General features: G+C 72.3%; 21 protein-coding genes. 6 read left to right on the top strand and 15 right to left on the bottom strand.

All coding sequences use genetic code 11. From position 1 onward, the window contains the following. Positions 1-93: 93 nt before the first annotated feature. From ACFQS1_RS14540 to rimP, 3 genes are read right to left on the bottom strand one after another with little or no spacing between them, the layout of a single operon-like run. Entirely contained in the window at positions 94-495 is a 402-nt protein-coding gene (locus tag ACFQS1_RS14540; protein WP_378968204.1) for a YlxR family protein, read from the bottom strand. Next, complete coding sequence (gene nusA / locus ACFQS1_RS14535; protein ID WP_378968056.1) at positions 473-1,507, bottom strand: transcription termination factor NusA; 1,035 nt, start codon at positions 1,505-1,507, stop codon at positions 473-475. Before nusA ends, ACFQS1_RS14540 begins: the two co-directional genes overlap by 23 nt. Further along, the gene (gene rimP / locus ACFQS1_RS14530; protein WP_378968054.1) at positions 1,504-2,103 is read right to left on the bottom strand and encodes a ribosome maturation factor RimP; all 600 of its coding nucleotides are present in this window, start codon (positions 2,101-2,103) and stop codon (positions 1,504-1,506) included. The genes nusA and rimP overlap by 4 nt, the downstream gene beginning before the upstream one ends. 167 nt (positions 2,104-2,270) lie before the next feature. Here rimP and ACFQS1_RS14525 point away from each other — a divergent pair, with 167 nt between their 5' ends. The 3 genes from ACFQS1_RS14525 to ACFQS1_RS14515 are packed head-to-tail and all read left to right on the top strand — an operon-like array spanning position 2,271 to position 3,912. Then, on the top strand, positions 2,271-2,711 hold the full coding sequence (locus tag ACFQS1_RS14525) for a hypothetical protein (RefSeq protein WP_378968052.1): 441 nt from the start codon (positions 2,271-2,273) through the stop codon (positions 2,709-2,711). A 40-nt stretch (positions 2,712-2,751) separates the two neighbouring features. Then, positions 2,752-3,153 (top strand): ferritin-like domain-containing protein, encoded by a 402-nt coding sequence (locus ACFQS1_RS14520; RefSeq protein ID WP_378968050.1) that lies wholly within the window; start codon positions 2,752-2,754, stop codon positions 3,151-3,153. A 51-nt stretch (positions 3,154-3,204) separates the two neighbouring features. Further along, positions 3,205-3,912, top strand: coding sequence for a nucleotidyltransferase domain-containing protein (locus tag ACFQS1_RS14515; protein ID WP_378968048.1), 708 nt, complete (start codon positions 3,205-3,207; stop codon positions 3,910-3,912). Here ACFQS1_RS14515 and ACFQS1_RS14510 read toward each other — a convergent pair. Further along, complete coding sequence (locus ACFQS1_RS14510; protein WP_378968046.1) at positions 3,901-4,587, bottom strand: VIT1/CCC1 transporter family protein; 687 nt, start codon at positions 4,585-4,587, stop codon at positions 3,901-3,903. The genes ACFQS1_RS14515 and ACFQS1_RS14510 overlap by 12 nt on opposite strands. Next, positions 4,584-5,441 (bottom strand): type I methionyl aminopeptidase, encoded by an 858-nt coding sequence (gene map, locus ACFQS1_RS14505; protein WP_378968044.1) that lies wholly within the window; start codon positions 5,439-5,441, stop codon positions 4,584-4,586. The genes ACFQS1_RS14510 and map overlap by 4 nt, the downstream gene beginning before the upstream one ends. A 114-nt stretch (positions 5,442-5,555) precedes the next feature. Between map and ACFQS1_RS14500 the strand changes: the two genes are divergently transcribed. Beyond that, complete coding sequence (locus ACFQS1_RS14500) at positions 5,556-5,876, top strand: STAS domain-containing protein (RefSeq protein ID WP_378968042.1); 321 nt, start codon at positions 5,556-5,558, stop codon at positions 5,874-5,876. On the opposite strand, the gene ACFQS1_RS14495 is transcribed toward ACFQS1_RS14500, so the two are convergent. From ACFQS1_RS14495 to ACFQS1_RS14465, 7 genes are all read right to left on the bottom strand, one after another. Further along, the gene (locus ACFQS1_RS14495) at positions 5,866-9,384 is read right to left on the bottom strand and encodes a SpoIIE family protein phosphatase (RefSeq protein WP_378968040.1); all 3,519 of its coding nucleotides are present in this window, start codon (positions 9,382-9,384) and stop codon (positions 5,866-5,868) included. The two genes, ACFQS1_RS14500 and ACFQS1_RS14495, sit on opposite strands and share 11 nt — an antisense overlap. A gap of 227 nt (positions 9,385-9,611) precedes the next feature. Next, the gene (locus ACFQS1_RS14490; protein WP_378968038.1) at positions 9,612-10,379 is read right to left on the bottom strand and encodes a gamma-glutamyl-gamma-aminobutyrate hydrolase family protein; all 768 of its coding nucleotides are present in this window, start codon (positions 10,377-10,379) and stop codon (positions 9,612-9,614) included. Between the two features lie 95 nt (positions 10,380-10,474). After that, on the bottom strand, positions 10,475-11,158 hold the full coding sequence (locus ACFQS1_RS14485; RefSeq protein WP_378968036.1) for a gamma-glutamyl-gamma-aminobutyrate hydrolase family protein: 684 nt from the start codon (positions 11,156-11,158) through the stop codon (positions 10,475-10,477). 251 nt (positions 11,159-11,409) lie between these two features. Continuing rightward, positions 11,410-12,174: a 3-oxoacyl-ACP reductase gene (locus ACFQS1_RS14480; protein WP_378968034.1), complete on the bottom strand. Its 765-nt coding sequence runs from the start codon at positions 12,172-12,174 to the stop codon at positions 11,410-11,412. Continuing rightward, positions 12,175-13,533: an aldehyde dehydrogenase family protein gene (locus ACFQS1_RS14475; protein ID WP_378968032.1), complete on the bottom strand. Its 1,359-nt coding sequence runs from the start codon at positions 13,531-13,533 to the stop codon at positions 12,175-12,177. Between the two features lie 12 nt (positions 13,534-13,545). After that, positions 13,546-14,892, bottom strand: coding sequence for a glutamine synthetase family protein (locus ACFQS1_RS14470; protein WP_378968030.1), 1,347 nt, complete (start codon positions 14,890-14,892; stop codon positions 13,546-13,548). Between the two features lie 64 nt (positions 14,893-14,956). Next, on the bottom strand, positions 14,957-16,483 hold the full coding sequence (locus tag ACFQS1_RS14465) for an amino acid permease (protein ID WP_378968028.1): 1,527 nt from the start codon (positions 16,481-16,483) through the stop codon (positions 14,957-14,959). Positions 16,484-17,158: 675 nt separating this feature from the next. On the opposite strand from ACFQS1_RS14465, the gene ACFQS1_RS14460 reads away from it, so the two are divergent. Continuing rightward, the gene (locus tag ACFQS1_RS14460; protein ID WP_378968026.1) at positions 17,159-17,497 is read left to right on the top strand and encodes a MerR family transcriptional regulator; all 339 of its coding nucleotides are present in this window, start codon (positions 17,159-17,161) and stop codon (positions 17,495-17,497) included. On the opposite strand, the gene ACFQS1_RS14455 is transcribed toward ACFQS1_RS14460, so the two are convergent. From ACFQS1_RS14455 to ACFQS1_RS14445, 3 genes are read right to left on the bottom strand one after another with little or no spacing between them, the layout of a single operon-like run. After that, positions 17,494-18,081, bottom strand: a complete 588-nt coding sequence (locus ACFQS1_RS14455; RefSeq protein WP_378968202.1) for a TetR/AcrR family transcriptional regulator — start codon at positions 18,079-18,081, stop codon at positions 17,494-17,496. The two genes, ACFQS1_RS14460 and ACFQS1_RS14455, sit on opposite strands and share 4 nt — an antisense overlap. Before the next feature lie 38 nt (positions 18,082-18,119). Then, entirely contained in the window at positions 18,120-20,087 is a 1,968-nt protein-coding gene (locus ACFQS1_RS14450; RefSeq protein WP_378968024.1) for a YhgE/Pip family protein, read from the bottom strand. Positions 20,088-20,136: 49 nt separating this feature from the next. Next, positions 20,137-20,709: an ABC transporter ATP-binding protein gene (locus ACFQS1_RS14445; RefSeq protein WP_378968022.1), complete on the bottom strand. Its 573-nt coding sequence runs from the start codon at positions 20,707-20,709 to the stop codon at positions 20,137-20,139. 106 nt (positions 20,710-20,815) lie between these two features. Here ACFQS1_RS14445 and ACFQS1_RS14440 point away from each other — a divergent pair, with 106 nt between their 5' ends. Continuing rightward, entirely contained in the window at positions 20,816-21,796 is a 981-nt protein-coding gene (locus ACFQS1_RS14440) for an LLM class F420-dependent oxidoreductase (protein ID WP_378968020.1), read from the top strand. Positions 21,797-21,819 lie beyond the last annotated feature (23 nt).

Raw genomic sequence — 21,819 nt, 5'->3', positions numbered from 1 at the left:
TCGAGGTCGTGCGAGCGCACCCGCAACGACCTCACTCGTGCACTAGAAGCCTGTTCATTTCAGGGACTTCATCGTGTGCTCATCTGGGTCGTCCTACCTTGCTGGGTCGTGATCCGGCGCCTCCGCCGGATCATCAGTCGTTCCGCGCGGCACGGAGACCGCGCGGATGTGCTCGGCGAGCGGACCGGTGTCAGCAACACCGGTGAATCGCAACGCGCGCCCGAAGGCGCGACGCCGCTCCGCCAGCGCGAAGCAGGCCGGATCGGGATGCAAGTGCGCTCCCCGGCCCGGCAATCGGCGGCCCGCATCCACCTGCAAGCGGAGGTCATCCCCGCCGCCGGTCGAGACGAACCGGATCAACACGAATCGGATCAAATCCGAGGCCGGCGCACGCTTGCGGCAACCGACACAGGTGCGTATCGGGCCGACCACCGAAAAGTCTACCCCTCGGCCGCGTGCGCCGCGTAGCCGGTCAGCTTCCCGCCTCGGCCGCATCACGGTCCGCACGGTCGGGACGCTCCGGCACACCGGCCGGTTCGTTGTCCGGCCGGATGTCGATACGCCATCCGGTCAGCCTCGCGGCGAGCCGGGCGTTCTGCCCCTCCCGCCCGATGGCCAGCGACAGCTGGAAGTCCGGCACGGTGACCCGGGCCGTCCGGGTGGCGGCGTCCACCACCTCGACACGCAGGGCTTTCGCCGGCGAGAGCGCGTTGCCGACGAACTGCGCCGGATCCTCCGACCAGTCGATGATGTCGATCTTCTCGCCGTGCAGCTCGCTCATCACGGCCCGGACCCGCTGGCCCATCGGACCGATGCACGCGCCCTTGGCGTTGACGCCCGGCACGGTCGAATGCACCGCGATCTTGGTGCGGTGACCTGCCTCACGCGCGATCGCGGCGATCTCGACGGTGCCGTCGGCGATCTCCGGCACCTCGAGCGCGAACAGCTTCTTGACCAGGGCCGGGTGCGAGCGGGACAGGGTCACCTGCGGCCCGCGGAAGCCCTTGGCCACGTGCACGACGATGGCCCGGATGCGCGAGCCGTGCTCGTACGTCTCGCCCGGTACCTGCTCGGACTGCGGGAGCACCGCCTCGATCTTGCCGAGGTCGACGGTCACGATGCCCTTCTCGGCCCGCGCCGCGTCGGCCTGCACGATGCCGGTGATCAGATCGCCGTCGCGGCCGGCGTACTCGCCGAAGTGCTGCTCGTCGGTGGCCTCCCGCAGGCGCTGGAGGATCACCTGCTTGGCTGTCATGGCGGCGATGCGGCCGAAGTCGTGGGGGGTGTCGTCCCACTCGCGGACGACCGTGCCGTCCGCGTCGAGCTCCTGGGCGAGGACCGACGCCACGCCGGTCTTGCGGTCGATCTCCACCCGGGCGTGGCCCTGCGCGCCCTCGGTGTGCCGGTAGGCGGTCAGCAGCGCGGTCTCGATGGCCGCGAGGATCGTCTCGAACGGGATCTCCCGCTCGCGCTCCAGTGCGCGCAGCGCCGCGAGGTCGATGTTCACTCCTCGCCCTCCCCATCGTCAGTGTCGTCGTGGCCGTCTTCGTCGCCGAAGTCGGCCTCGTCCATGCGCTTGAACTCGATCTGCACCTTGCCCGGCCCCAGCTCGGCGAGGGCCAGCGACCGGGGCACGCCGTCGACGTCGAGCACCACGGAGGTGTCGTCCACGTCGACCACCCGGCCGGTCAGGCCGTTCACCGCGACCAGCCGGCCCCGGTTGCGCCGCCAGTGCCGCGGCAGGGTGAGCGGGCGATCGACCCCCGGCGAGCCGACCTCGAGCTGATACTCCCCGGCCAGCACCTCGCCGCCGCGCTCCTCGGCCTCGTCGAGTGCCGCCGAGATCTCGCGGGAGACCACGGCGACGTCGTCCAGGTTGATTCCCCCATCGGTGTCGACCAGGACCCGCACCACGTGCCGGCGCCCGGCGCGCGACACGTTGACCTCCTCGAGGTCGTAGCCGGCCCGCTCGATCACCGGCTCGATCACCGATCGCACCCGGGCCCGGGCCGCGGTCAGATCGACCCGCGGCGGGGGAGGCGGAGCGTCCGGGCGGGACCGGCGACTGTCAGGCCGGGCGCCGGCGCGACCACGCTGCGTCATCGGGCTCGACCTTTCGCTCGTCGTCAAGGGAAAGCACTGTATGCCGCCGGGCGAGGTGCCCCGCGGCTGACGCAGAGCGTAACGCGCGAGACCCCTGGGGCGTCCCTCGGCGCTCCGAATCGACACTCATTCGCGGCCATCGGCGGCGATGGTGTTGACTGAGCGCCGTGCGGACGAGCAAGACGGGACCGACGCGGCGACGCCTGCTGATCGCCGCCGCGAGCGCGCCGGCCCTGGCCGGGTGCGATGCCGAGCCGTCGCCGCCGCCCCCGCCCGACCCGCTGCAGCCCCTGCTCGACGAGGCGCTCGCCCTGGCCGCCGCCTACGACCGGGCGATCGCGGCCGACCCCGGCGCGGGCGCCCGCCTCGCCCCGCTCGCCGCCGACCACCGCGCGCACGCGGCCGAGCTGACCAAGGTGATCAACCCGGCCGCCAACCCCAGCAGCGCTCGCTCAGCGGCCCCGGCGGCGCCGGCGAGCCTTCGCGAGGCCGAGCAGAGCGCCCAGCGCACCGCGGTGGCCGCGTGCATGGCGGCCCCCGCCGACCGGGCGGCCCTGGTCGGATCGATCGCCGCCGGCCGCGCCACGCACGCCGAGGCGCTGCGGTGAACGAGCAGGCGGCGGCGCCGGCGGCCGAGGAGGCGCTACGGTGAACGAGCAGCTGGCGGCGGCGCTGGCGGCCGAGGAAGCGGCCATCTACGCGTACGGGATCATCGGGGTCAAGGCCGGACAGGAGACCGAAGCGAGATCCGCCGAGCAGGCGCACCGCCAACGCCGCGACTACCTGGTCACCAAGGAGCGGGCGCAGGTCTCGCCGGCCGGGTACGAGATGCCCTTTCCGGTGACCGGCCGGGCTGCCGCCCTCAAGCTGGCCGTCCAGGTCGAGGACGGGGTCGCGCAGGCATGGCGGCCGGTGCTGGCGGTGACCACCGGCGCCGAGCGGGCGAACGCGCTGGCGGCGATGACCGACGCGGCCGTGCGCGCGACCCGCTGGCGCCGGCTCGCCCGGATGTCGCCGGTGACGATGGCCTTCCCCGGGCGGGCGAAATAGGCGTTTTGGCGCGCACCTTCCGGCGCCGGGCAAAACGCCGAGAATGACGGGGTGCACGAGGAGATCGATGTCAGCTCGCCGCGGTGGCAGCTGGCGGTCCGCCTGCGCGACGTGATCGAGCGGCGGTGGCCGGCCGAGGTCCAGGCGATCGGCGTGCACGGCTCGCTCGCGCACGGCGACGACCACGACGGCAGCGACGTCAACCTGCTGGTGGTGAAGTACCGCCCGGCGGCCGGGCCGCGACCGGCGCTGCGCCGGGTGGAGGGCATCCTCGTCGACCTCGAGGTGACCACCGCCGACGAGGGCATGCGCCGGGCGCGGGAACTGACCTCGCGCTGGCCGCTGGAGGCCGACCGGTACGTGACCACCCGGCCGCTGCACGACCCGAACGGATGGTTCGGCAAGCTGCGCGACACCCACCTGGCCCGGCTGGCCGAGACGCGGCCGCCGGAGTTCACCGCGCTGGCCCGGCACAACTGGGCGCTGGCGAGCGCGGCGCACGGCCGTGCGGTCCGGCTGGCCGAGTGGTACGAGACCGACGCGGCGCTCGTCATGATCGCCGAGTCGCGCCTGCACGCGGCGCTGGTCACCGGCCTGCTGACCCGTACGTACTTCCGCAACGCGGCCGACGCCGTCCGCCGCACCGGGGTGGCCGGCGCCGACATGCAGGAGCTCGGCGCGGTCCTCAAGGAGCAGGCCGGCGAGTTGTCCGCCCGTGGGCAGCCGGTGGACGGGAACATCGGCCTGCTATTCGAGTAGCGTGCCGATCCCGTACGTGACGGCGGCGGCCAGACCGCCCAGCGCGAGCTGGCGCAGCCCGCTGAGCCACCACCTCTTGCCGGTGAATCTCGCGACCACCGCGCCGGCGGCGAACAGCCCGAGACCGCCCACCCCCAGCGCCAGCGCCAGGCTGTCGAAGCCCAGCAGATAGGTGATCAGCGGGAACAACGCACCGACCGAGAAGCAGGCGAACGACGAGCCTGCCGCCACCCACGGGCTCGGCAGCTCGTCGGGCACCACGCCCAGCTCCTCCTGCGCGTGCACCCGCAGCGCTTGTTCCGGGTCGGTGTGCAGCACCGCCGCGACGTCCCGGGCCAGTTGCTCGGGCAGGCCGCGCGCGGTCCACGCCTCGACCAGCTCCTCGGCCTCGCCCTCGGGGTTGACCTCGAGCTCGTGCCGCTCCTTGGCCAGCTCGGCCGAGACCTGCTCGTTCTGGGTGCGCACGCTGGTGTACTCGCCGAGGCCCATCGAGATCGCGCCGGCGACCAGCCCGGCCACGCCGGTGAGCACCAGGGTGTTGCGGCCGACCCCGCCGCCGCCCACGCCCGCGATCAGCGCGATGTTGGTGACCAGGCCGTCCATCGCGCCGAACGTCGCGGCCCGCAGCCAGCCGCCGGAGACGTCGGCGTGATGATGCTCGATCGTCGCGCTCACGGCAGCGTGAGGATCTCGTACCCGTCCTCGGTCACCACCAAGGTGTGCTCGAACTGGGCGGTCCACTTGCGGTCCTTGGTGACCACCGTCCAGCCGTCCGGCCAGATCTCGTACTCGTGGGTGCCCAGCGTGATCATCGGCTCGATGGTGAACGTCATGCCGGGCTCCATGATGGTGTCGAGCCTGGGGTTGTCGTAGTGCGGGATGTACAGGCCGGAGTGGAACGTCTCGCCGATGCCGTGGCCGGTGAAGTCGCGGACCACGCCGTAGCCGAAGCGGCGCGCGTACGCCTCGATGACCCGGCCGATCGCGTTGATCGGCCGGCCGGGCGCGACCGCGCGGATGCCGCGCATCATCGCCTCGTGGGTGCGCTCGACGAGCAGGCGGGCCTCCTCGCTGACGTCGCCGACCAGGAACGTGGCGTCGGTGTCGCCGTGCACGCCGTCCAGGTACGCCGTCACGTCGACGTTGACGATGTCGCCGTCCTCGAGAGCGGTCGAGTCGGGGATGCCGTGGCAGATCACCTCGTTGAGCGACGTGCAGCACGACTTCGGGAAGCCCTTATAGCCCAGGGTCGACGGGTACGCCCCGTGGTCGCAGAGGTATTCGTGGACGACGCGGTCGATCTCGTCGGTGGTGACGCCCGGCTTGCAGTGCTCGCCGGCGAGCTGGGTCGCCTGCGCCGCTATCCGCCCGGCGATCCGCATCTTCTCGATGGTCTCGGGGGTCTGCACGTGCGAGCCGCGCCACTCTTTCGGGCGCTTCTTGCCGACGTACTCGGGACGGATGATCTGCGCCGGGACCGCCCGCCAGGGCGACTGCCTTCCCGGCGCCAGGGGGGCGCGAACGGTCATACGACCAGCCTATCGCCGGATACGCCGCCCGAACGTGTGGCGGCGGCCGCACCATAACGGGTCGGCTGAGCTGTTCCCCCGGTTCTTGCTGCCCCCGGACCCCTGTGAAATCGTATGTTCGTGGATCACGAGGGGGCGGACCCCAACTTCTCGGCCACCGCCGCCGTGGCCGGGGATCGGGCCGTGGTGACCGTGACCGGCGAGGTCGACATGTCGACCGCGGACGCCATGTTCCGCGCCGCGACCAAGGACGACGCCGCGTACGCGACGCTCGACCTGCGTGAGGTGACGTTCTTCGACTCGGCCGCCATCCACGCCCTGCTGCAGCTGGCCGATCTCTACGGCGAGCGCCTGCGGGTCCTGCCCTCGTCGCAGGTGCACCGGGTGCTCGAGATCTCCGGCCTGTCCGCCCAGCCCTGGCTGGTCAGCGACTGATCGGCCGGGTCAGCGTCACCGTCGTCCCGCTCGGCTCCCGCAGGACCGCCAGCGAGGTCAGCGCCCCGATCAGCGACAGCCCCCGCCCGCGGTAACCGCCCTCGCCGGCCGGCCGCCACGTCCCGGTGTCCCGCACGGTCACCACCACGGCGCCCGGCTCGATCGACGCCGCCACGGTGATCAGCGGCTCGAGCGGGTCCACCGGATGCTCGATCGCGTTGGCCGCCGCCTCGGACACCGCCACCGTCAGGTCGAACACGTCGTCCTCGGGCACCCCGTTGCCGGTGAGGAAGTCCTCGAGCCGGCGACGCAGCACGCTCAGCCGGGTCGGGTCGGCCGGCAGCCGCAGCACGAACTCGCGCGGCTCGGTGGCCTGCACCGCGATCAGGGCGATGTCGTCCCGGCGGGTGCGCCCGGCCGCCTTGGCCAGCAGCGCGTCGAGCAGGTCCTCGACGTGGTCGGCCGGTTTCGCGGCGTCGTCGAGCAGCTCGGCCAGCCCGGCGTCGATGCCGATCGCGCGGTCCTCGACCAGCCCGTCGGTGTAGAGCAGCAGCCGGCTGCCGGCCTCGAAGCTGGTCTCCAGCGTCGGATACTCGGCGACCGCGAACGCGCCGATCGGCGGGCCGAGCGCGCTGGAGTACAGGAACTCCCCCGGCCGGCCCGGCCGGACCAGCACCGGCGGCGGGTGCCCGGCCGACGAGTAGTGCAGCTGGTGCGCCTCCGGGTCCAGGCGCACGCACACCACGGTCGCGAACTGACGCCGGCCCAGGTTGTCGACCAGCCGGTTCAGCCGGGTGAGCGCGTCGCCGCAGTCGAAGCCCTCCAGGATGTACGCCCGCAGCGCGTTGCGCAGCTGCCCCATCATGGCCGCCGCCTGCACGCCCTTGCCGACCACGTCGCCGAGCACCAGGAACAGCCGGTTGTCGGGGGCGGTGATCACGTCGTACCAGTCGCCGCCGACCTCGGCCTCGCTGCTGCCCGGCAGGTAACGGCCGGCCACGATGGCGCCCGGCAGCCGGGGCAGCGACTGCGGCAGCAGGCTGTGCTGCAGCGTGCTGGCGATGCGGTGCTCGGCCTCGTAGAGCCGGGCGTTCTCGAGCCGCAGGCCGATCAGGCGGGCCAGCTGGGTCAGCACCGCCGGCTCCGGCGGCCCGGACGGGCCCGACCACACCCGCAGCTCGCCGACCGCCGCCCCGGAGGTGTCGGGCAGCGCCATCAGCACGTCGGGCGCCGCCACGGCGGGGCCGCCGCCGTCCACTTCGGCCCGGGCGCCGGGGACGGCGACCACGACCCGGCCGGCCCCGGTCATCGCCTGCACGTGCCGGGCCGCCACGTCGAGCACCTCGGCCGTGGTCCGCACCGTGCTCACCGCGGCGGCCACGTCGACGAGCCCGCGCAGCCGGCTGATGACCTGGCGGCGGGCCCGGCCGAGATCGAGGTTGGCCCGCACCCGCGCGGTGAGGTCGCGCGCCGAGAACGGCTTGACCAGGTAGTCGTCCGCGCCCGCGGCCAGCCCCTCGCCGGACGACTCCTCGCCGGCCAGGGCGGACAGCACCACGATCGGCACGTCCCGGGTGCGCTCGTCGGCCCGCAGCGCCGCGATCAGCCCGAAGCCGTCCAGCCGCGGCATCATCACGTCGGTCAGCACCAGGTCGAACCGCTGCGCCCGGGCCAGCTCCAGCGCGGCCCGCCCGTCCACCGCGGTGGTCACGTCCCAGTGCGGGCGCAGCAGCCGCGCCACGTGATCGCGCAGGTCGGCGTTGTCGTCGACGAGCAGCACCCGGCCGCGGTCGCCGGCCGGCCCCTCCGGAACCGGGGCCTCGTCGCGCAGCCAGGAGTACGCCTCCTCCAGGAAGAGGCGGGGCACGGCATCGGAGTCGCCGACCCGCTCGACCGGCAGGTGCGCCTCGCCGAACGGGATGCGCACGGTGAAGACGCTGCCGCGGTTCAGCTCGCTGTGCGCGGCCACCGAGCCGCCGTGCAGCTCGACGAGCTCGCGGACCAGCGCGAGCCCGATGCCGGTGCCCTCGTGGGTGCGCGCCCACACGCCGGTCACCCGGTGGAAGCGGTCGAACAGATGCGGCTGCTCCTCGGGCGGCACGCCGACGCCGGTGTCGCGGACGGTCAGCACGGCCTGGTCGCCCTCGGCGGCGACGCGCAGCTCGATCCGGCCGGACGGGGTGAACTTGACCGCGTTGGACAGCAGGTTGAGCACGACCTTCTCCCACATCTCGCGGTCCACGAGCACCGGCCGCGGCAGCGGGGAGACGTCCACCTCCAGCGCCAGCCCGGCCCGCTCGGCGGCCGAGCGGAACGTGCTGGCCAGCTGCGCGGTGTAGTCGGCGAGATCGGTGGGGCGGTAGTCGGCGCGCATCCGGCCCGACTCCAGCCGGGAGAAGTCGAGCACCGTGTTGACCAGCTTGAGCAGCCGCAGGCCGTTGCGGTGCATGGTCAGCAGCCGCTCCCGCTGGGCCGCGGGCAGCGCCGGCTCGGACAGCAGGTCCTCCAGCGGGCCGAGGATCAGCGTCAGCGGCGTCCGGAACTCGTGGCTGACGTTGGAGAAGAAGTTGGTCTTGGCCTGGTCGAGCTCCGCCAGCTGCGCGACCCGGGATCTCTCCAGCTCGTAGGCGCGCACGTTGGTCACCGCCCGGGAGATCTGTGCGACCGCGAGCTCGAGGAAGTCGCGATAGGACTGGTCGAGCGCGAGCAGCCGGCTCACCCCCAGCACCAGCGCGCCCACCACGTTCGTCCCGATCAGCACCGGCAGCGCCAGCGCCTCGTCGGCGGCCTCCGGCGACGGATCGGTCAGCTCCCGCAGCGCGATCGTGCCGCCACGGCCGTCGCGCACCGCGTCCCGCACGGGCGGCGGCATCTCCGGCGGGTTGAGCATCAGCGCCGCGAACGGCAGGTCGGCCTCGTTCTCGCCGAGCACCGCGATCGCGTCGGCGACCAGCGTCGCCTCGTCGGGCGAGTCGGCCAGCCGCGATCCCAGGGCGCTCAGGGTGCGCACCCGGCGATCGCCGATCACCCGCCGGGTGGTCTCGCTGACGATGCAGAACAGTCCGGTGACCGTGTCGTCGCGCCGCCGGATCGGGTCGTAGGAGACGTCGAAATACGTCTCCTCGGGGAAGCCGTACCGCTCCAGCGTGAACCGATGATCGGTGCCGAAGTAGGAGGTTCCGGTCGCCATCACCCCGCCGAAGATGTCCTTCAGCAGGTGCCAGACCTCGGCCCACATCTTCCGGGCGGGCTGCCCGAGGAATGCCGGGTGCTTGCTGCCGGTGACCGGGATGTAGGCGTCGTTGTAGAGCGCGCAGTGCTCCGGTCCGTAGAAGATGATGATCTGCGCGCGCGACGCGAGCATGGTGCAGACCGCGCTCACCAACTCGTCCGGCCAGGTGCCGGGCGGGCCGAGCGGGCTGTCGCGCCAATCGAGCTCGAGCATCCGGCGACCCATCTCGCCGCCGCGCTGGAACGCCCTCACCAGATGCGGAGGGGTCGCGCTCATGGCGAACCTCCCAGATCAATGACCGGCAGCGACTCGACCGTCAGGCTCTGCACCGTAACACCGGCCTCGGCAAAGCCCGCAAATCAAACCCTTTTCGCGTACGCGGTGGGCACCGTCCCCAACCACAACGCCGCCCGCACCACCGCGGCGGCCGGGCCGTAGCGGTCGAGGCCGTCGCGGACACCGGGCCGGCGGTGGGCCGGCGGTGGGCCGGTGGTGGGCCTCGGTCAGGCGGCCAACGCCGCCTTCGACGCGATCGCCGCCGGGGCCAGGCCGGCCCGCCGGGCGGCCGCTTCCGCCAGCGCCGCGAAGACACGCAGGTCGGGGGTGCGCTCCGGGTGCCACTGGACGCCGAGGGCGAACGGGTGACCCGGGTGCTCGATGATCTCGACGACCCGGTCGTCGGGGCACCAGCCGACCGCCTCGCAGGCGCCCGCGTCGTCGACCGCCTGGTGGTGGAACGAGTTGACCGTGAGGCGACCGCCCAGCAGCTGGTGCGCCCGCGAGCCGGCCCGCACCACGACGTCGTGCTTGCCGTACGCCGACGCGTCCGCGGCCAGCGGGTCGGTGCCCGCCGCCGCGCGGTGCCGGTCGTGCCCGATCAGGTCGGGCAGGTGCTGATGCAGGGTGCCGCCCGCGGCCACCGCCAGCACCTGCATGCCCCGGCAGACGCCCAGCACCGGCAGGCCGGCCTCCAGCGCGGCGCGCATGAGCAGCAGCTCGGCCTCGTCGCGCGCCGGGTCGACGTCGGTCTCCGGGTGCCGCTCGGCGCCCCAGTACGCCGGGTCGATGTCGCCGCCCCCGGAGAACACGATCCCGTCCAGCGAGTCGATCAGGTCCTTGTCGGGGTCGTCCGGGGTGATCAGCACGGCTCGCCCGCCGGTGGCGTGCACGGCCCGCACGTACGTCATGGGGAGCATGCCCGCCATGAGGTCGTTGCTGCCGTACTGCACCTGCTGGGCGTACGCGGTCATGCCGATCAAAGGCCTGCGCATGCGGTGGGTTCCTCCTTGTGTCGCGGCTCTAGATGACCTTCGGCAGCGCCGCCGCGGGGCCTTAGAGCGATCTTTCGCGGGCCGGGCCGGCGGTCTCATCGGGCGGCCGCCACCAGCGCGCCGAACAACCTTCGGTCCCGTACCACCTCGGGATGCCACTGCACGCCGAGCACGAACCGGCGCGCCGGGTCCTCGACCGCCTCGGGCAGCCCGTCGGCGGCCCAGCCGGTGACCGTGAGCTTTCCCGGGTCGGCGATGCCCTGGTGGTGATAGCAGTGGATGGCGACGTCCGCGCCCATCAGCCCGGCGATCCGGCTGCCCGGCTCGAACCGCGCGTCCTGCCGGCCGTACACGCCCGGGGCCGGGCGGTGCGCCTCGTGGCCGAGCACGTCGGGCAGGTGCTGGTGCAGCCGCCCGCCGGCGGCGACCGTGAGCAGCTGCATGCCCCGGCACACACCCAGCACCGGCAGGTCGGCCTCGAGCGCGCGGCGGGTCAGCAGGAACTCGGCCGCGTCGCGCTCCGGGTGCGACTCGGTGAGCGGCTCCGGCTCGGCTCCGTACCAACCCGGCTCCAGATCCGGGCCGCCGGTCAGCAGCAGGCCGTCGAGCACGCCGAGCACGTCCGCGTCCTGCTCGTCGGGCGGCAGGATCACCGCCCGCCCGCCGGCCTCGCGCACCGCCGCCACGTAGTCGTGCGGGATCAGCGCCGTCGGCAGGTCGTGCCACACACCCCAGGTCGCGGGCGCCACATAGCTCGTGATGCCGATGATCGGACGCATCGTTCCACCGTAACCAGACCATGTTTCGCCTCGTGTCGCCCGGACAGCCGATCTCGGACGACATGACGTCGAGCGGAATCCGGCATACGGGGAATGGGTGCGTGGCGTCGCTCCGGGAAGCGACGCCACGCCCGGGCCCGTCTGTCCCACCGGCGCCGGGAGCAGGGCCGGCGTCGGCGGGGATTCGACCCCTGCGCCCCGGTTGACCAGGACGTACCTGGCTCGTGCCCAGCCCGGAGGGTGCTGAAACATCACAGTGGAGTCACGTACGCCCCGGTGATGCCGCCGTCGACCACGAACTGGGACGCGGTCATGAACGAGGCGTCGTCGCTGGCGAGGAACGCCACCGCCGCCGCGATCTCCTCGGGCTCGGCGAACCGGCCCATCGGCACGTGCACCAGCCGGCGGGCGGCACGCTCCGGATCCGTCGCGAACAGCTCCATGAGCAGCGGCGTCGCCACCGGCCCCGGGCAGAGCGCGTTGATCCGGATGCCCTCGCGGGCGAACTGCACGCCCAGCTCCCGGGTCATCGCCAGCACCCCGCCCTTGCTCGCCGTGTAGGCGATCTGTGAGGTGGCGGCGCCGAGGATCGCCACGAACGAGGCCGTGTTGATGATCGAGCCCTTGCCCTGCCGCCGCATGTGCGGGATCGCGTACTTGCAGCAGAAGAAGACCGAGGTCGTGTTGACCTTGAGGACCCGTTCCCAGGCCTCGATGCCGGTGACCAGGATCGAGTCGTCCTCGGGCGGCGAGATGCCGGCGTTGTTGAACGCGATGTCGACCCGCCCGTGCCGCGCGACGACCCCGTCGAAGAGCGCCTTGACCTGCTCCTCGTCGGACACGTCGCAGGCCACGAACTCGCCGCCGACCTCCTCGGCGCACGCCTTGCCGGCGTCCTCGCCGATGTCCACGGCGACGACGAAGGCGCCCTCGGACGCGAACCGGCGGGCGGTGGCGAGCCCGATCCCACTGCCGGCGCCGGTGATCACGGCGACCCGGTCCTGCAAGCGATCCACTTATTCTCCCGAGGCTAGGAACACGTTCTTGACGTCGGTGAAGCCGTGCAGCGCGTCCGGGCCGAGCTCGCGGCCGAGGCCGGACTGCTTCATGCCGCCGAACGGGGTCCAGTACCGCACCGAGGAGTGGCTGTTGACGCTGAGCGCGCCGGTCTCCACCGCGCGCGAGACGCGCAGCGCCCGGCCCAGGTCGCGGGTCCAGAGCGAGCCGGAGAGCCCGTACTCGGTGTCGTTGGCGAGCCGGACCGCGTCCGCCTCGTCGCGGAACGGCAGCACCGACAGCACCGGGCCGAAGACCTCCTCGCGCCAGTGCCGGTCGTCGGGCGAATGGGCGAGCAGCACCGTCGGCGGGAACCACCAGCCGTCGCCCGCGGGCGCTTCGCCGGCGAACGCCACATCGGCGCCGTCCACGTAGGACGCAACCGTGCCTCGATGGGCCGCCGAGATCAGCGGGCCCATCTCGGCGGCGGCATCCGACGGATCACGCACCCGGAACGCCCGGACCGCCGGCTCCAGCAGGGCCAGGAACTTGTCGTACACCGACTCCTGCACGAGCAGCCGGGAGCGGGCGCAGCAGTCCTGGCCGGCGTTGTCGAAGACCGAGGCGGGCGCCGCGGCGGCCGCCTTCTCCAGGTCGGCGTCGGCGAAGACGATGTTGGCGCTCTTGCCGCCCAGCTCGAGCGTCACCCGCTTCACCTGGTCGGCGCAGCCCGCCATGATCGACTTGCCGACCTCGGTGGAGCCGGTGAAGCACACCTTGCGCACCGCCGGGTGGGTGACGAACCGCTGCCCGACGATCGAGCCCTTGCCCGGGAGGATCTGGAAGACGTCCTCGGGAAGGCCGGCTTCCAGCGCCAGCTCGCCGAGCCGGATCGCGGTGAGCGGGGTGAGCTCGGCCGGCTTGAGGACCACCGTGTTGCCGGCCGCCAGCGCAGGCGCGAAGCCCCAGCCCGCGATCGGCATCGGGAAGTTCCACGGCACGATGATGCCGACCACGCCGAGCGGCTCGTGGAACGTCACGTCGAGGCCGCCCGGCACCGGGATCTGCTTGCCGATCAGCCGCTCCGGGGCGCCCGCGTAGTAGTCGAGCACGTCCCGGACGTTGCCGGCCTCCCAGCGCGCGTTGCCGATCGTGTGGCCCGCGTTGCGCACCTCGAGATCGGCGAGCTCGTCGACGTGTTCGTCGACCACCGCCGCGAACCGGCGCAGCAGCCGGGCCCGGTCGCCGGGCGCCACCGCCCGCCAGCCGGGAAAGGCCCGCCGCGCGCGCTCGATGGCGGCGTCGGTCTGCGCCGCATCGAGCGACGGGACGCTGGTCAGGACCGTCCCGGTGGACGGGTTGAGCACGTCAGTTGGCACCCGGAAAGCCTTTCACAGTCGCTCGAAACACCGCCGCAGTTCCCAGTCGGTCACCGCGGCGTCGAAGGCCGCCAGCTCGACCTGGGCCATGTTGGCGTAGTGGCCGACCACGTCGGCCCCGAACGCCTCGCGGGCGATCGGGCTGCCGACCCAGAGCTGCTGGGCCTCCCGCAGCGTCGCGGGCACCCGGCCGGCCGAGGCGTCCTGATAAGCATTGCCGACGAATTCCGGCTCCAGCTCGAGTTCGTGTTCGACGCCATAGATGGCGCCCGCCACCAGCGCCGCGATCGCCAGGTAGGGGTTGACGTCGCCGCCGGGAAGCCGGTTCTCCACCCGCATGCCCTGCCCGTGCCCGGCCATCCGCAGCGCGCAGGTGCGGTTGTCGACGCCCCAGCGCAGCGCGGTCGGCGCGAACGAGCCCGGCTGGAACCGCTTGTACGAGTTGATGTTGGGCGCGAACAGCAGGCAGAAGTCGCGCATCGTGGCGAGCAGCCCGGCCACCACCCGTTGCCCGGTGACGCTGAGGTGCCCGGGGCCGTCGCCGAGCATGGCCGACCGGTCGTCGCGGCCGCGCACCGAGAAGTGGATGTGGCAGGAGTTGCCCTCGCGGATGTTGGGCTTGGCCATGAAGGTCAGCGCCATGCCCTCCTGGGCGGCGATCTCCTTGGCCCCGTTCTTGTAGATGACGTGGTTGTCCGCGCAGGTCAGCGCGTCGGCGTAGTGGAACGCGATCTCGTGCTGGCCGAGGTTGCACTCGCCCTTGGCGCTCTCCGGGCGCAGGCCGGCGCCGTACATCTCGTTGCGGATGCGGCGCAGCAGCGGCTCGACCCGTGCGGTGCCCAGCAGCGAATAGTCCACGTTGTACTGATTGGCCGGAATCAGGTCGCGATAGTTCTTGTCGTACGCCTGCTCGTACGTGTCCCGGTAGAGCACGAACTCGAGCTCGGTGCCGGCGAACGCGGTGAGGCCGTGCCCGGCCAGCCGGTCGAGCTGGCGCTGCAGGATCTGGCGCGGCGAGGCGTAGACCGGGTCGCCCTCGACCGTGAACAGGTCGGCCAGCACCATCGCGGTGGCCGGCTGCCAGGGCACCCGCCGCAGGGTGGTGAAGTCGGGCTTCATCACGAAGTCGCCGTAACCGCTCGCCCAGGAGGACATGTCGTAGCCGTCCACCGTGTTCATGTCGACGTCGACGGCGAGCAGATAGCTGCAACCCTCGCTGCCGCCGGCCGCCACCTCGTCCATGAAATACCGGCCGTGCAGGCGTTTGCCCTGCAGGCGCCCCTGCATGTCGGTCAGGGCCAGCAGCACCGTGTCGATGCTGCCGTTGTCGACCGAGACGTCGAGCTCCTCGAGATCCATGGCACCGTCCTCACACGCGGTTCCGGGGGACGGGCCGAGCGCCCGTCCCCCGCATCACAACAGATCATTCAGCGGTGGGCATGGTCTGCTCGCCGTGCGCGGCCTTCTCGATCAGATTCTGCCGCGGTCCGGTGAACCAGTTCTTGGCGCTGACGAACCACCAGATCGCGGCGGCGCCCAGCACGACCGCCACCGCGACGATCGTGTAGTTGAACGTGGTGGCCGTGATCGGGCTGGCCGTCGGCAGGATGAACAGCACGCAGATGATCCCGACCCAGACGATCGCGATCCAGCCGACCGGCGCGCTCCACCGGCCGAGGTTCCACGGCCCGGGCTCGAACTCCGGGTTGACCCGGCGCAGGAACACCGGCGCCACGTACGCGATGTAGAGGCCGATGACCGCGATCGAGGTCGCCGCCAGGTACGCCGTGGTGTTCCACAGCGAGGGCAGCACGATGACCGTGGACAGCGTCACGCACAGCCAGATCGAGTTGGTCGGCGTGCCGGTACGCGGGTTGACCCGCTTCCAGATCCGCGAGCCGGGCAGCGCGCCGTCGCGGGAGAACGCGTACGACATCCGCGAGTTCGCGGTCACCGACGCCATGCCGCAGAACCACTGCGCGACCATGCAGATGAAGACCAGGAACGTGCCGGTGTTGTGGCCGACCGCGTCGATGAAGATCTGCGCGGGCGGCAGGCCGAGCGCGGTGGTCCGCTCCGCCTCGTAGTCCTGGATCGACCAGGTGATCGCGAAGAGCAGCACGAAGCCGGCGATCACCGAGACCACCACCGACATCACGATGCCGCGCGGCGCGGCGTTGGCGGCGTCGTGGGTCTCCTCGGCCACGTGCGCCGAGGCGTCGTAGCCCGTGTACGTGTACTGCGCCATCAACAGACCGATGAGCACGGCGTAGACACTGGCCCCGGCGAACGTGAAGCCGGTGGCGTTGTGCACCTCGGTGAACACCTCGGAGATCGGCTTGTGCTGGTCGGGCAGCACGGCCAGCAGCACCACGATCACCGCCACGCCGACCAGGTGCCACCAGGCGCTCACGTCGGAGAGCAGCCGCACCAGGTTGACCCCGAACGTGTTCAGCAGCCCGTGCACGACGATGATCACCAGGAAGATCAGGAAGGTGCTGGTCTTGGTGACCTCCAGGTCGAAGGTCAGGCTCAGGAACGCGGCCGTGGTGATCGCCGCCCCGAAGTCGATGGCCGCCGTGACCGCGACCTCGCCGAGGAAGTTGAACCACCCCACGAACCAGGCCCACGCGGCCTTGTTGCGCTTGGCCAGCGCCGCAGCCCACCAGTAGAGGGCGCCCGCCGTCGGATAGGCCGAGCAGACCTCGGCCATGGCCAGGGCCACGAAGGTGACCATGATGCCCACGAACAGCCAGCCGAGCGTGATCGCCATCGGGCCGCCGGCGGTCATGGCGATGCCGTACGACGTGATCGCGCCGGCGAGGATGGAGATGATCGAGAAGGACACCGCGAAGTTCGAGAAGCCGGACAGCCGGCGGTGCAGCTCCTGCTGGTAGCCGAGCTGCGCGAGACGTTCTTCGTCGGTGCTGGGTGCGGGGTTGACGCTCATCTGCGACTCCCTTGACCGCAAAGGATTTGCCTTTAGTCCGCTTTTGGGCGGCGGGCGGGGCGGTTGGATGGGTGACCGAGGTCACTGCGTGCCGTGATGATCTACCTCGGTTGTTACGCACGTCAATGATCGGCGTTAATTGCGTTGCCGCGGCTTCCCGGCGACGCGCACACTCATGGACAGCACGGACACCGCAAGCCCTCGGCAGGCTTTGCGTAACAGGGGCTGCCCACCCGCCCCTGTCCCGCGGCGGTGCGGGGCGCGGTCACCTCTCTCACTTGCGGCGACAGCCGTAACCGGCGCCCGCCCCGCACCGCCGCCACCACCGAATTGTCCGAAAAATCTACAGCGGCGGTACTAGAAATAACCGCGTCTCGGGCATAGCATTTCTGGAGTCGGCCACGCACAGCCGACACGCAACTGGCACAGACCCTGAGTTGGCTAAGGAGGACGAGATACCGCAGCAACGCGTAATCACAACGTCCCCGACCCGACAAGAGGTGATCGCAGCCGATGCCCATCACTCAGGTTGTCCGCTAGCGGCACGCAGACGGACAACCGCATGCGCCGACGACGGTCGGCATCAGAATTGAAAAGCCAGGGCCCCGGTTACCCGCCGGGGCCTTGGACTGTCTCCCCCTCATGACATCGCCCCGAACCCCCGGGAAAGGACAGATGAGCACGACGTTCGACGACGCCGACTACCCGGCGTACTCGATGGGCCGGGCCGCCGACATGATCGGCGTGACGCCGGCCTTCCTGCGCAGCCTGGGCGCCGCCGGCTTGATCGAGCCGCAGCGTTCGGACGGCGGCCACCGCCGCTACTCCCGCCACCAGCTGCAACTCGCCCAGCGCGTCCGGCAGCTCCTCGACGAGGGCATCCTGCTCGCCGCGGCCTGCCGCATCGTCACGCTCGAGGACCGCCTGGCCGCGGCGCACCGCCACATCATCGAACTGGGTGGCGTCCTCACCCCCGAGGACGACGCCGACCGCCCCACCACGACCGCCGCCTAACCGACCCGGCGCACGATCGCGAGCAGCGACTCCTCCACGTCCTCGATCGGCCGCTCCGGCTGGAACACCAGCCAGTCGACCGCCACCACCAAGCCGACGCCGAAGAGCGCCGCCGACGCGACCCGCACGTCGAGCTCCTTCGGCAGTTCGCCCGCGTCGACGCCGGCCCGCAGGGTCTCGGCGATCACGCCGATCGCCTGCTCGCGCAGCAGGATGAGCGTCTGGTGCCACTCGCGGTTGGTGCGCCACATCTCCGAGAGCAGCAGCTGCGCGAAGGCGCGATACCGCCGGATGTACTCGAGCTGGGTGCGCACCAGCGCCCCCACCGCCTCGCGCGGCGGCAGTCCCGCCACCGCCGTGCGGAACGCGTCGGTGAGCAGGCCGATCCCGTGCCGCAGCAGCTCCTCGAAGAGGTCGTTCTTCGACTTGAAGTTGTAGTAGACGGTGCCCTTGGCGACCTTCGCCCGCAGCGCGATGTCGTCCACCGTGGTGGCCGAGAAGCCCTGCTCGGCGATGAGCTCGACGGCCGCCTCGTACAGCCGCTGCCGGGTGTCGGCCCGGCGCCGGCTGCGCCCGTCGGTCACCGTCGCGTCCTCCGTCACCGGCTCAGTCCATCACACGCTCAGATGGCCAGCTCGGGGTGGAGCCTGGCCGGCGTCAGGCGCCCCGATCGGCGGGCGACGGCAACGGTCAGGAGCAACGACCCGATCGCGTACGCCAGCAGCCGGAGCGCCCCGGTCACCACGGGTCCGGCCGCACCGCCGTCCACCGCGTGGCGCACGGCTTCCACCACGTACGTCATCGGCAGCAGCGGGTGAATCGCCTGGAAGAACCACGGCGTGGTTTGCACCGGGTACGTGCCGCCGGAGGAGGTCAGCTGGAGCATGAGCAGCGCGAGCGCGACGATCCGGCCGGGCGCGCCGAGGGCGGCCCCGATCAGCTGCATGACCGCCGCGAAGGCCGCCGCGGCCAGCAGCAACAACCCCCAGGTGAGCAGCGGATGCACCGGGGAGAGCCCGAGCCCGAAGCGCACCACGGCGAACAGCAACGTCGCCTGGGTGAGCCCCACTGCCACCGCCGGGAGCAGCCCGGCCAGCGCCACCCGCGGCGCCGGCGCGCCCGCCATCAGGTACCGCCGGTTGAGCGGGCGCAGCACCATGTACGTGATCATCGCGCCGACCCACAGCGCCAGGGCCAGGAAGTACGGCGCGAAGCCCACGCCATAGGTGCCGGCCGGGTGCCGCACCACGCGGTCGAGGCGCACCGGGTCGGCGAGAACGTCGGCCCGCTGCGCGGTGTCGTCGCCGTAGCCCGGGATCTGCTCGGCCCCGTCGGACAGGCCGGTCGCGAGCTTGCCGGCGCCGCCCTGCAATTGGTCGAGACCGTCGGCGAGCCGGTGCCCCGCCGTGGAGAGCTCACCGAGACCGCCGTAGAGCTGGCGCTGCCCGGTGGCGAGCCGGTAGATCCCGTTCCGCAGGGTCCGGGCGCCGTCCTGCGCGTCGGCGGCGCCGGCCTGAAGCCGCTGGGCGCCGGCCGCGAGCCGGCTGAGCCCGTCCGCGAGCTGGTCGACCTGGGCGCGCGCGGCCGCCACGTCGTCGGCCAGGTGCGGCGCCGCCGCGGCGACCTGCCGCGCGGTGGCGGCGACCGACTTGAGCTCGGCGCGCAGCTGGTCGAGATCGGCCGCCCGCACGGTCTGCCGCACCTTCTCGGTGTCGGCCACCAGGCGATCGGCGAGCGTGCGGGCCTCGGCGAGTCCCTCGGTGTCGGCGGGCAGCTTGTCGAGGTAGCTCCGCAGCTGCTTGGCGTCGTGCACGGCCTGGTCGGCGGCGGTGCCGATGGCGCCGAGGTTCGCCGCGAGCGTGTCCGCCCCTCGCGCGACCAGGGTGGCGGCGTCGGCGATCTGCTGGGCGTTGTCCCGCAGCACCGGCTCGACCCGGCCGGCCGCCGCGTCGACCGCGGTCGCCAGCTGCCGCCCGCCGGCGGCCGCCTGCGCGGTGCCGGTCGCGAGCTGCTGGGCGCCGGTGTTCAGCCGGGTCAGCCCGTCGGCCAGGGCGCCCATGCCGTCGTCCGCCTGGCCGAGCCCGGTCGAGATGCGCCCGGCCGCGGTGTGCGCCCGGTCGATGCCGCCGGCGATCTGCCCCGCGCCGTCGCCGGCCTCGCCGAGCTTGCCCTCGATGGTCCGGGCACCGTCGGCGGCCTGCCGGGTCTGTTCCTTGAGGTCGGTGAAGCCGATCAGCATCTTGTCGTAGTAGCCGGCCGAGGCGCCGGCGGCCGCCGCGGCGCGCACCTCGTCGAACGCGGTCCGGGCGAAGACGCCGCTCAGGTAGTTGGTCGCGTCGTCGCTGACCGCCCGCAATGGCGCGGTCCGCGCCGCCGTGCCCGCGTCGGGCCCGGTGACCAGGTTCGCCGAGAAGTCCGCCGGGATCCGCAGCATGATCTGGTACTTGCCGCTCGCCAGCCCCTTCTCGGCGGCCCGCTCGTCGGTGACGTGCCAGTCGAAGATCTCCCGCCGCTCCAGCTCGTCGGCCAGGTCCTGGCCCGCGTGCACCGTGGTGCCGTCGCTCGCCGTCGCGGTCCGGTCCTCGACCACGAGCGCCGCAGGAACCGCTTGAGCTCCATCCCCGCCAGCGACAACGCCTTCATTTCAGGTTCTCCAGTCGGATCGTGGTGGTGGCCTGGGCCGGGTCGATGTCGCGGGCCGTGCAGACGACCGCGGTCCCGGCCGCGGCGATCTCGTGCAGCACCTTCAGCAGCCAGCGCTGCTCGTCGGCGTCGAGGCCGTCGTCCAGTCCGTCCAGCGCGATCACCGCCGGCTTCGTCATGCCGGCCAGGACCAACCCCAAGAGCTGTTTCTCGTACGGCGTCAGATCGCGCCCCCGGGTTTGCGGGTCGAGGCCCAGCAGGTCGTCCGGCTCGGCGGCGCGGCGGCCGAGCAGGGCCCGGCGCTCGCGGACGTGCTCGGCGACGGTGAACACGGGTTCGGGGTCGGTCACGCCGGGCACGTGCCCGAGCGCAGCTCTCCCCTCGATCGCCACCCGGCCCTCGGTCAGCCGGAAGCGGCCGGCCAGCGCCAGCAGCATCGTGGTGCGGCCGCTGCCCGGCGGGCCGACGACCGCGACCATGTCGCCCGGCTCGATCGAGACGTCGAGGTCCTGGAAGAGCCAGCGGCGGCGCTGACGGACCCCCGCTCCCCTCGCGGTGAGCACCGGCATCTTCGCACTCCTTTTGAACTGACTGGTCAGTCTAAAAAGATACCCGCGAGTAGGGATATGCCACACGTGGTGGACCTCACTCTTCGCGCCAGGCAGGATCGAGCGCATGTCGATGCGCTGGGGCATGACCGTCCCCCTGAGCGGGGTTCCGCTGGCCGAGCACCGGGTCGTCTACGAGGCGATCGCCGACGCCGGCTTCACCGACCTGTGGTCCTCCGAGGTGGCCGGCGCCGACGCGTTCACACCGCTCGCCCTGGCCGCCGCCTGGTCCCCGGCGATGCGCCTCGGCACCGCGATCACCCCGGTCTTCACCCGCGGCCCCGGCCTGCTCGCGATGAGCGCCGCCGCGCTCGCCGAGGCCGCGCCCGGCCGCTTCCAGTTCGGCATCGGCTCGTCCTCGCCGGTGGTGGTCGGCGACTGGAACGCGGTCGACTTCTCCGAGCCGTACGCCCGCAGCCGCGACATGCTCCGCTTCCTCAAGGCCGCGCTGGCCGGCGAGATGGTCGACCACGACTTCGGCACCTTCGCCCTGCGCCGCTTCCGCCTCGAGCGCCCGCCCGCCACGCCGCCGCAGATCCTGCTCGCCGCGCTGCGCCCCGGCATGCTCCGGCTCGCCGCCGCCGAGGCCGACGGCGTCATCCTGAACTGGCTCGCCCCCACCGACGTCGCGACCGCCCTGGCCGAGGCGAAGTCCGCGGCCGCCGACTTCGACGTCGCCGCCCGCATCTTCGTCTGCCCCACCGACGACGCCGCCTTCGCCCGCAACGTGGGCCGCCGCCTGATCGCCGCCTACCTGACGGTCCCCGCCTACGCCGCCTTCCACCGGTGGCTGGGCCGCACCGAGATCCTCACCCCGATGTGGGAGGCCTGGGCGTCCGGCAACCGCAAGGGCGCCCTGGCCGCCATCCCCGACGAGGTGGTCGACGACCTGATCGTGCACGGCACGCCGGACGAGTGCCGCGCCAAGGTCGAGGCCTACGCCCGGGCCGGCATCACCGTGCCGGTGATGGCCCTGCTCCCCACGCCGGCGCTGGAGTCCGGCGGCCGTGCCGCCCTGCTGGAGACGCTGACCGCCCTGGGCCGCTGACCGCCCTGGGCCGCTGCGGTTGG

Origin of the sequence: Paractinoplanes rhizophilus (genome assembly GCF_042664765.1) — a bacterium.
In the GTDB taxonomy this organism is placed as follows: Bacteria; Actinomycetota; Actinomycetes; order Mycobacteriales; family Micromonosporaceae; genus Actinoplanes; species Actinoplanes rhizophilus.
The sequence above is the reverse complement of the archived record's forward strand: the minus strand, read 5'-3'. Positions and strand labels throughout refer to the sequence as shown.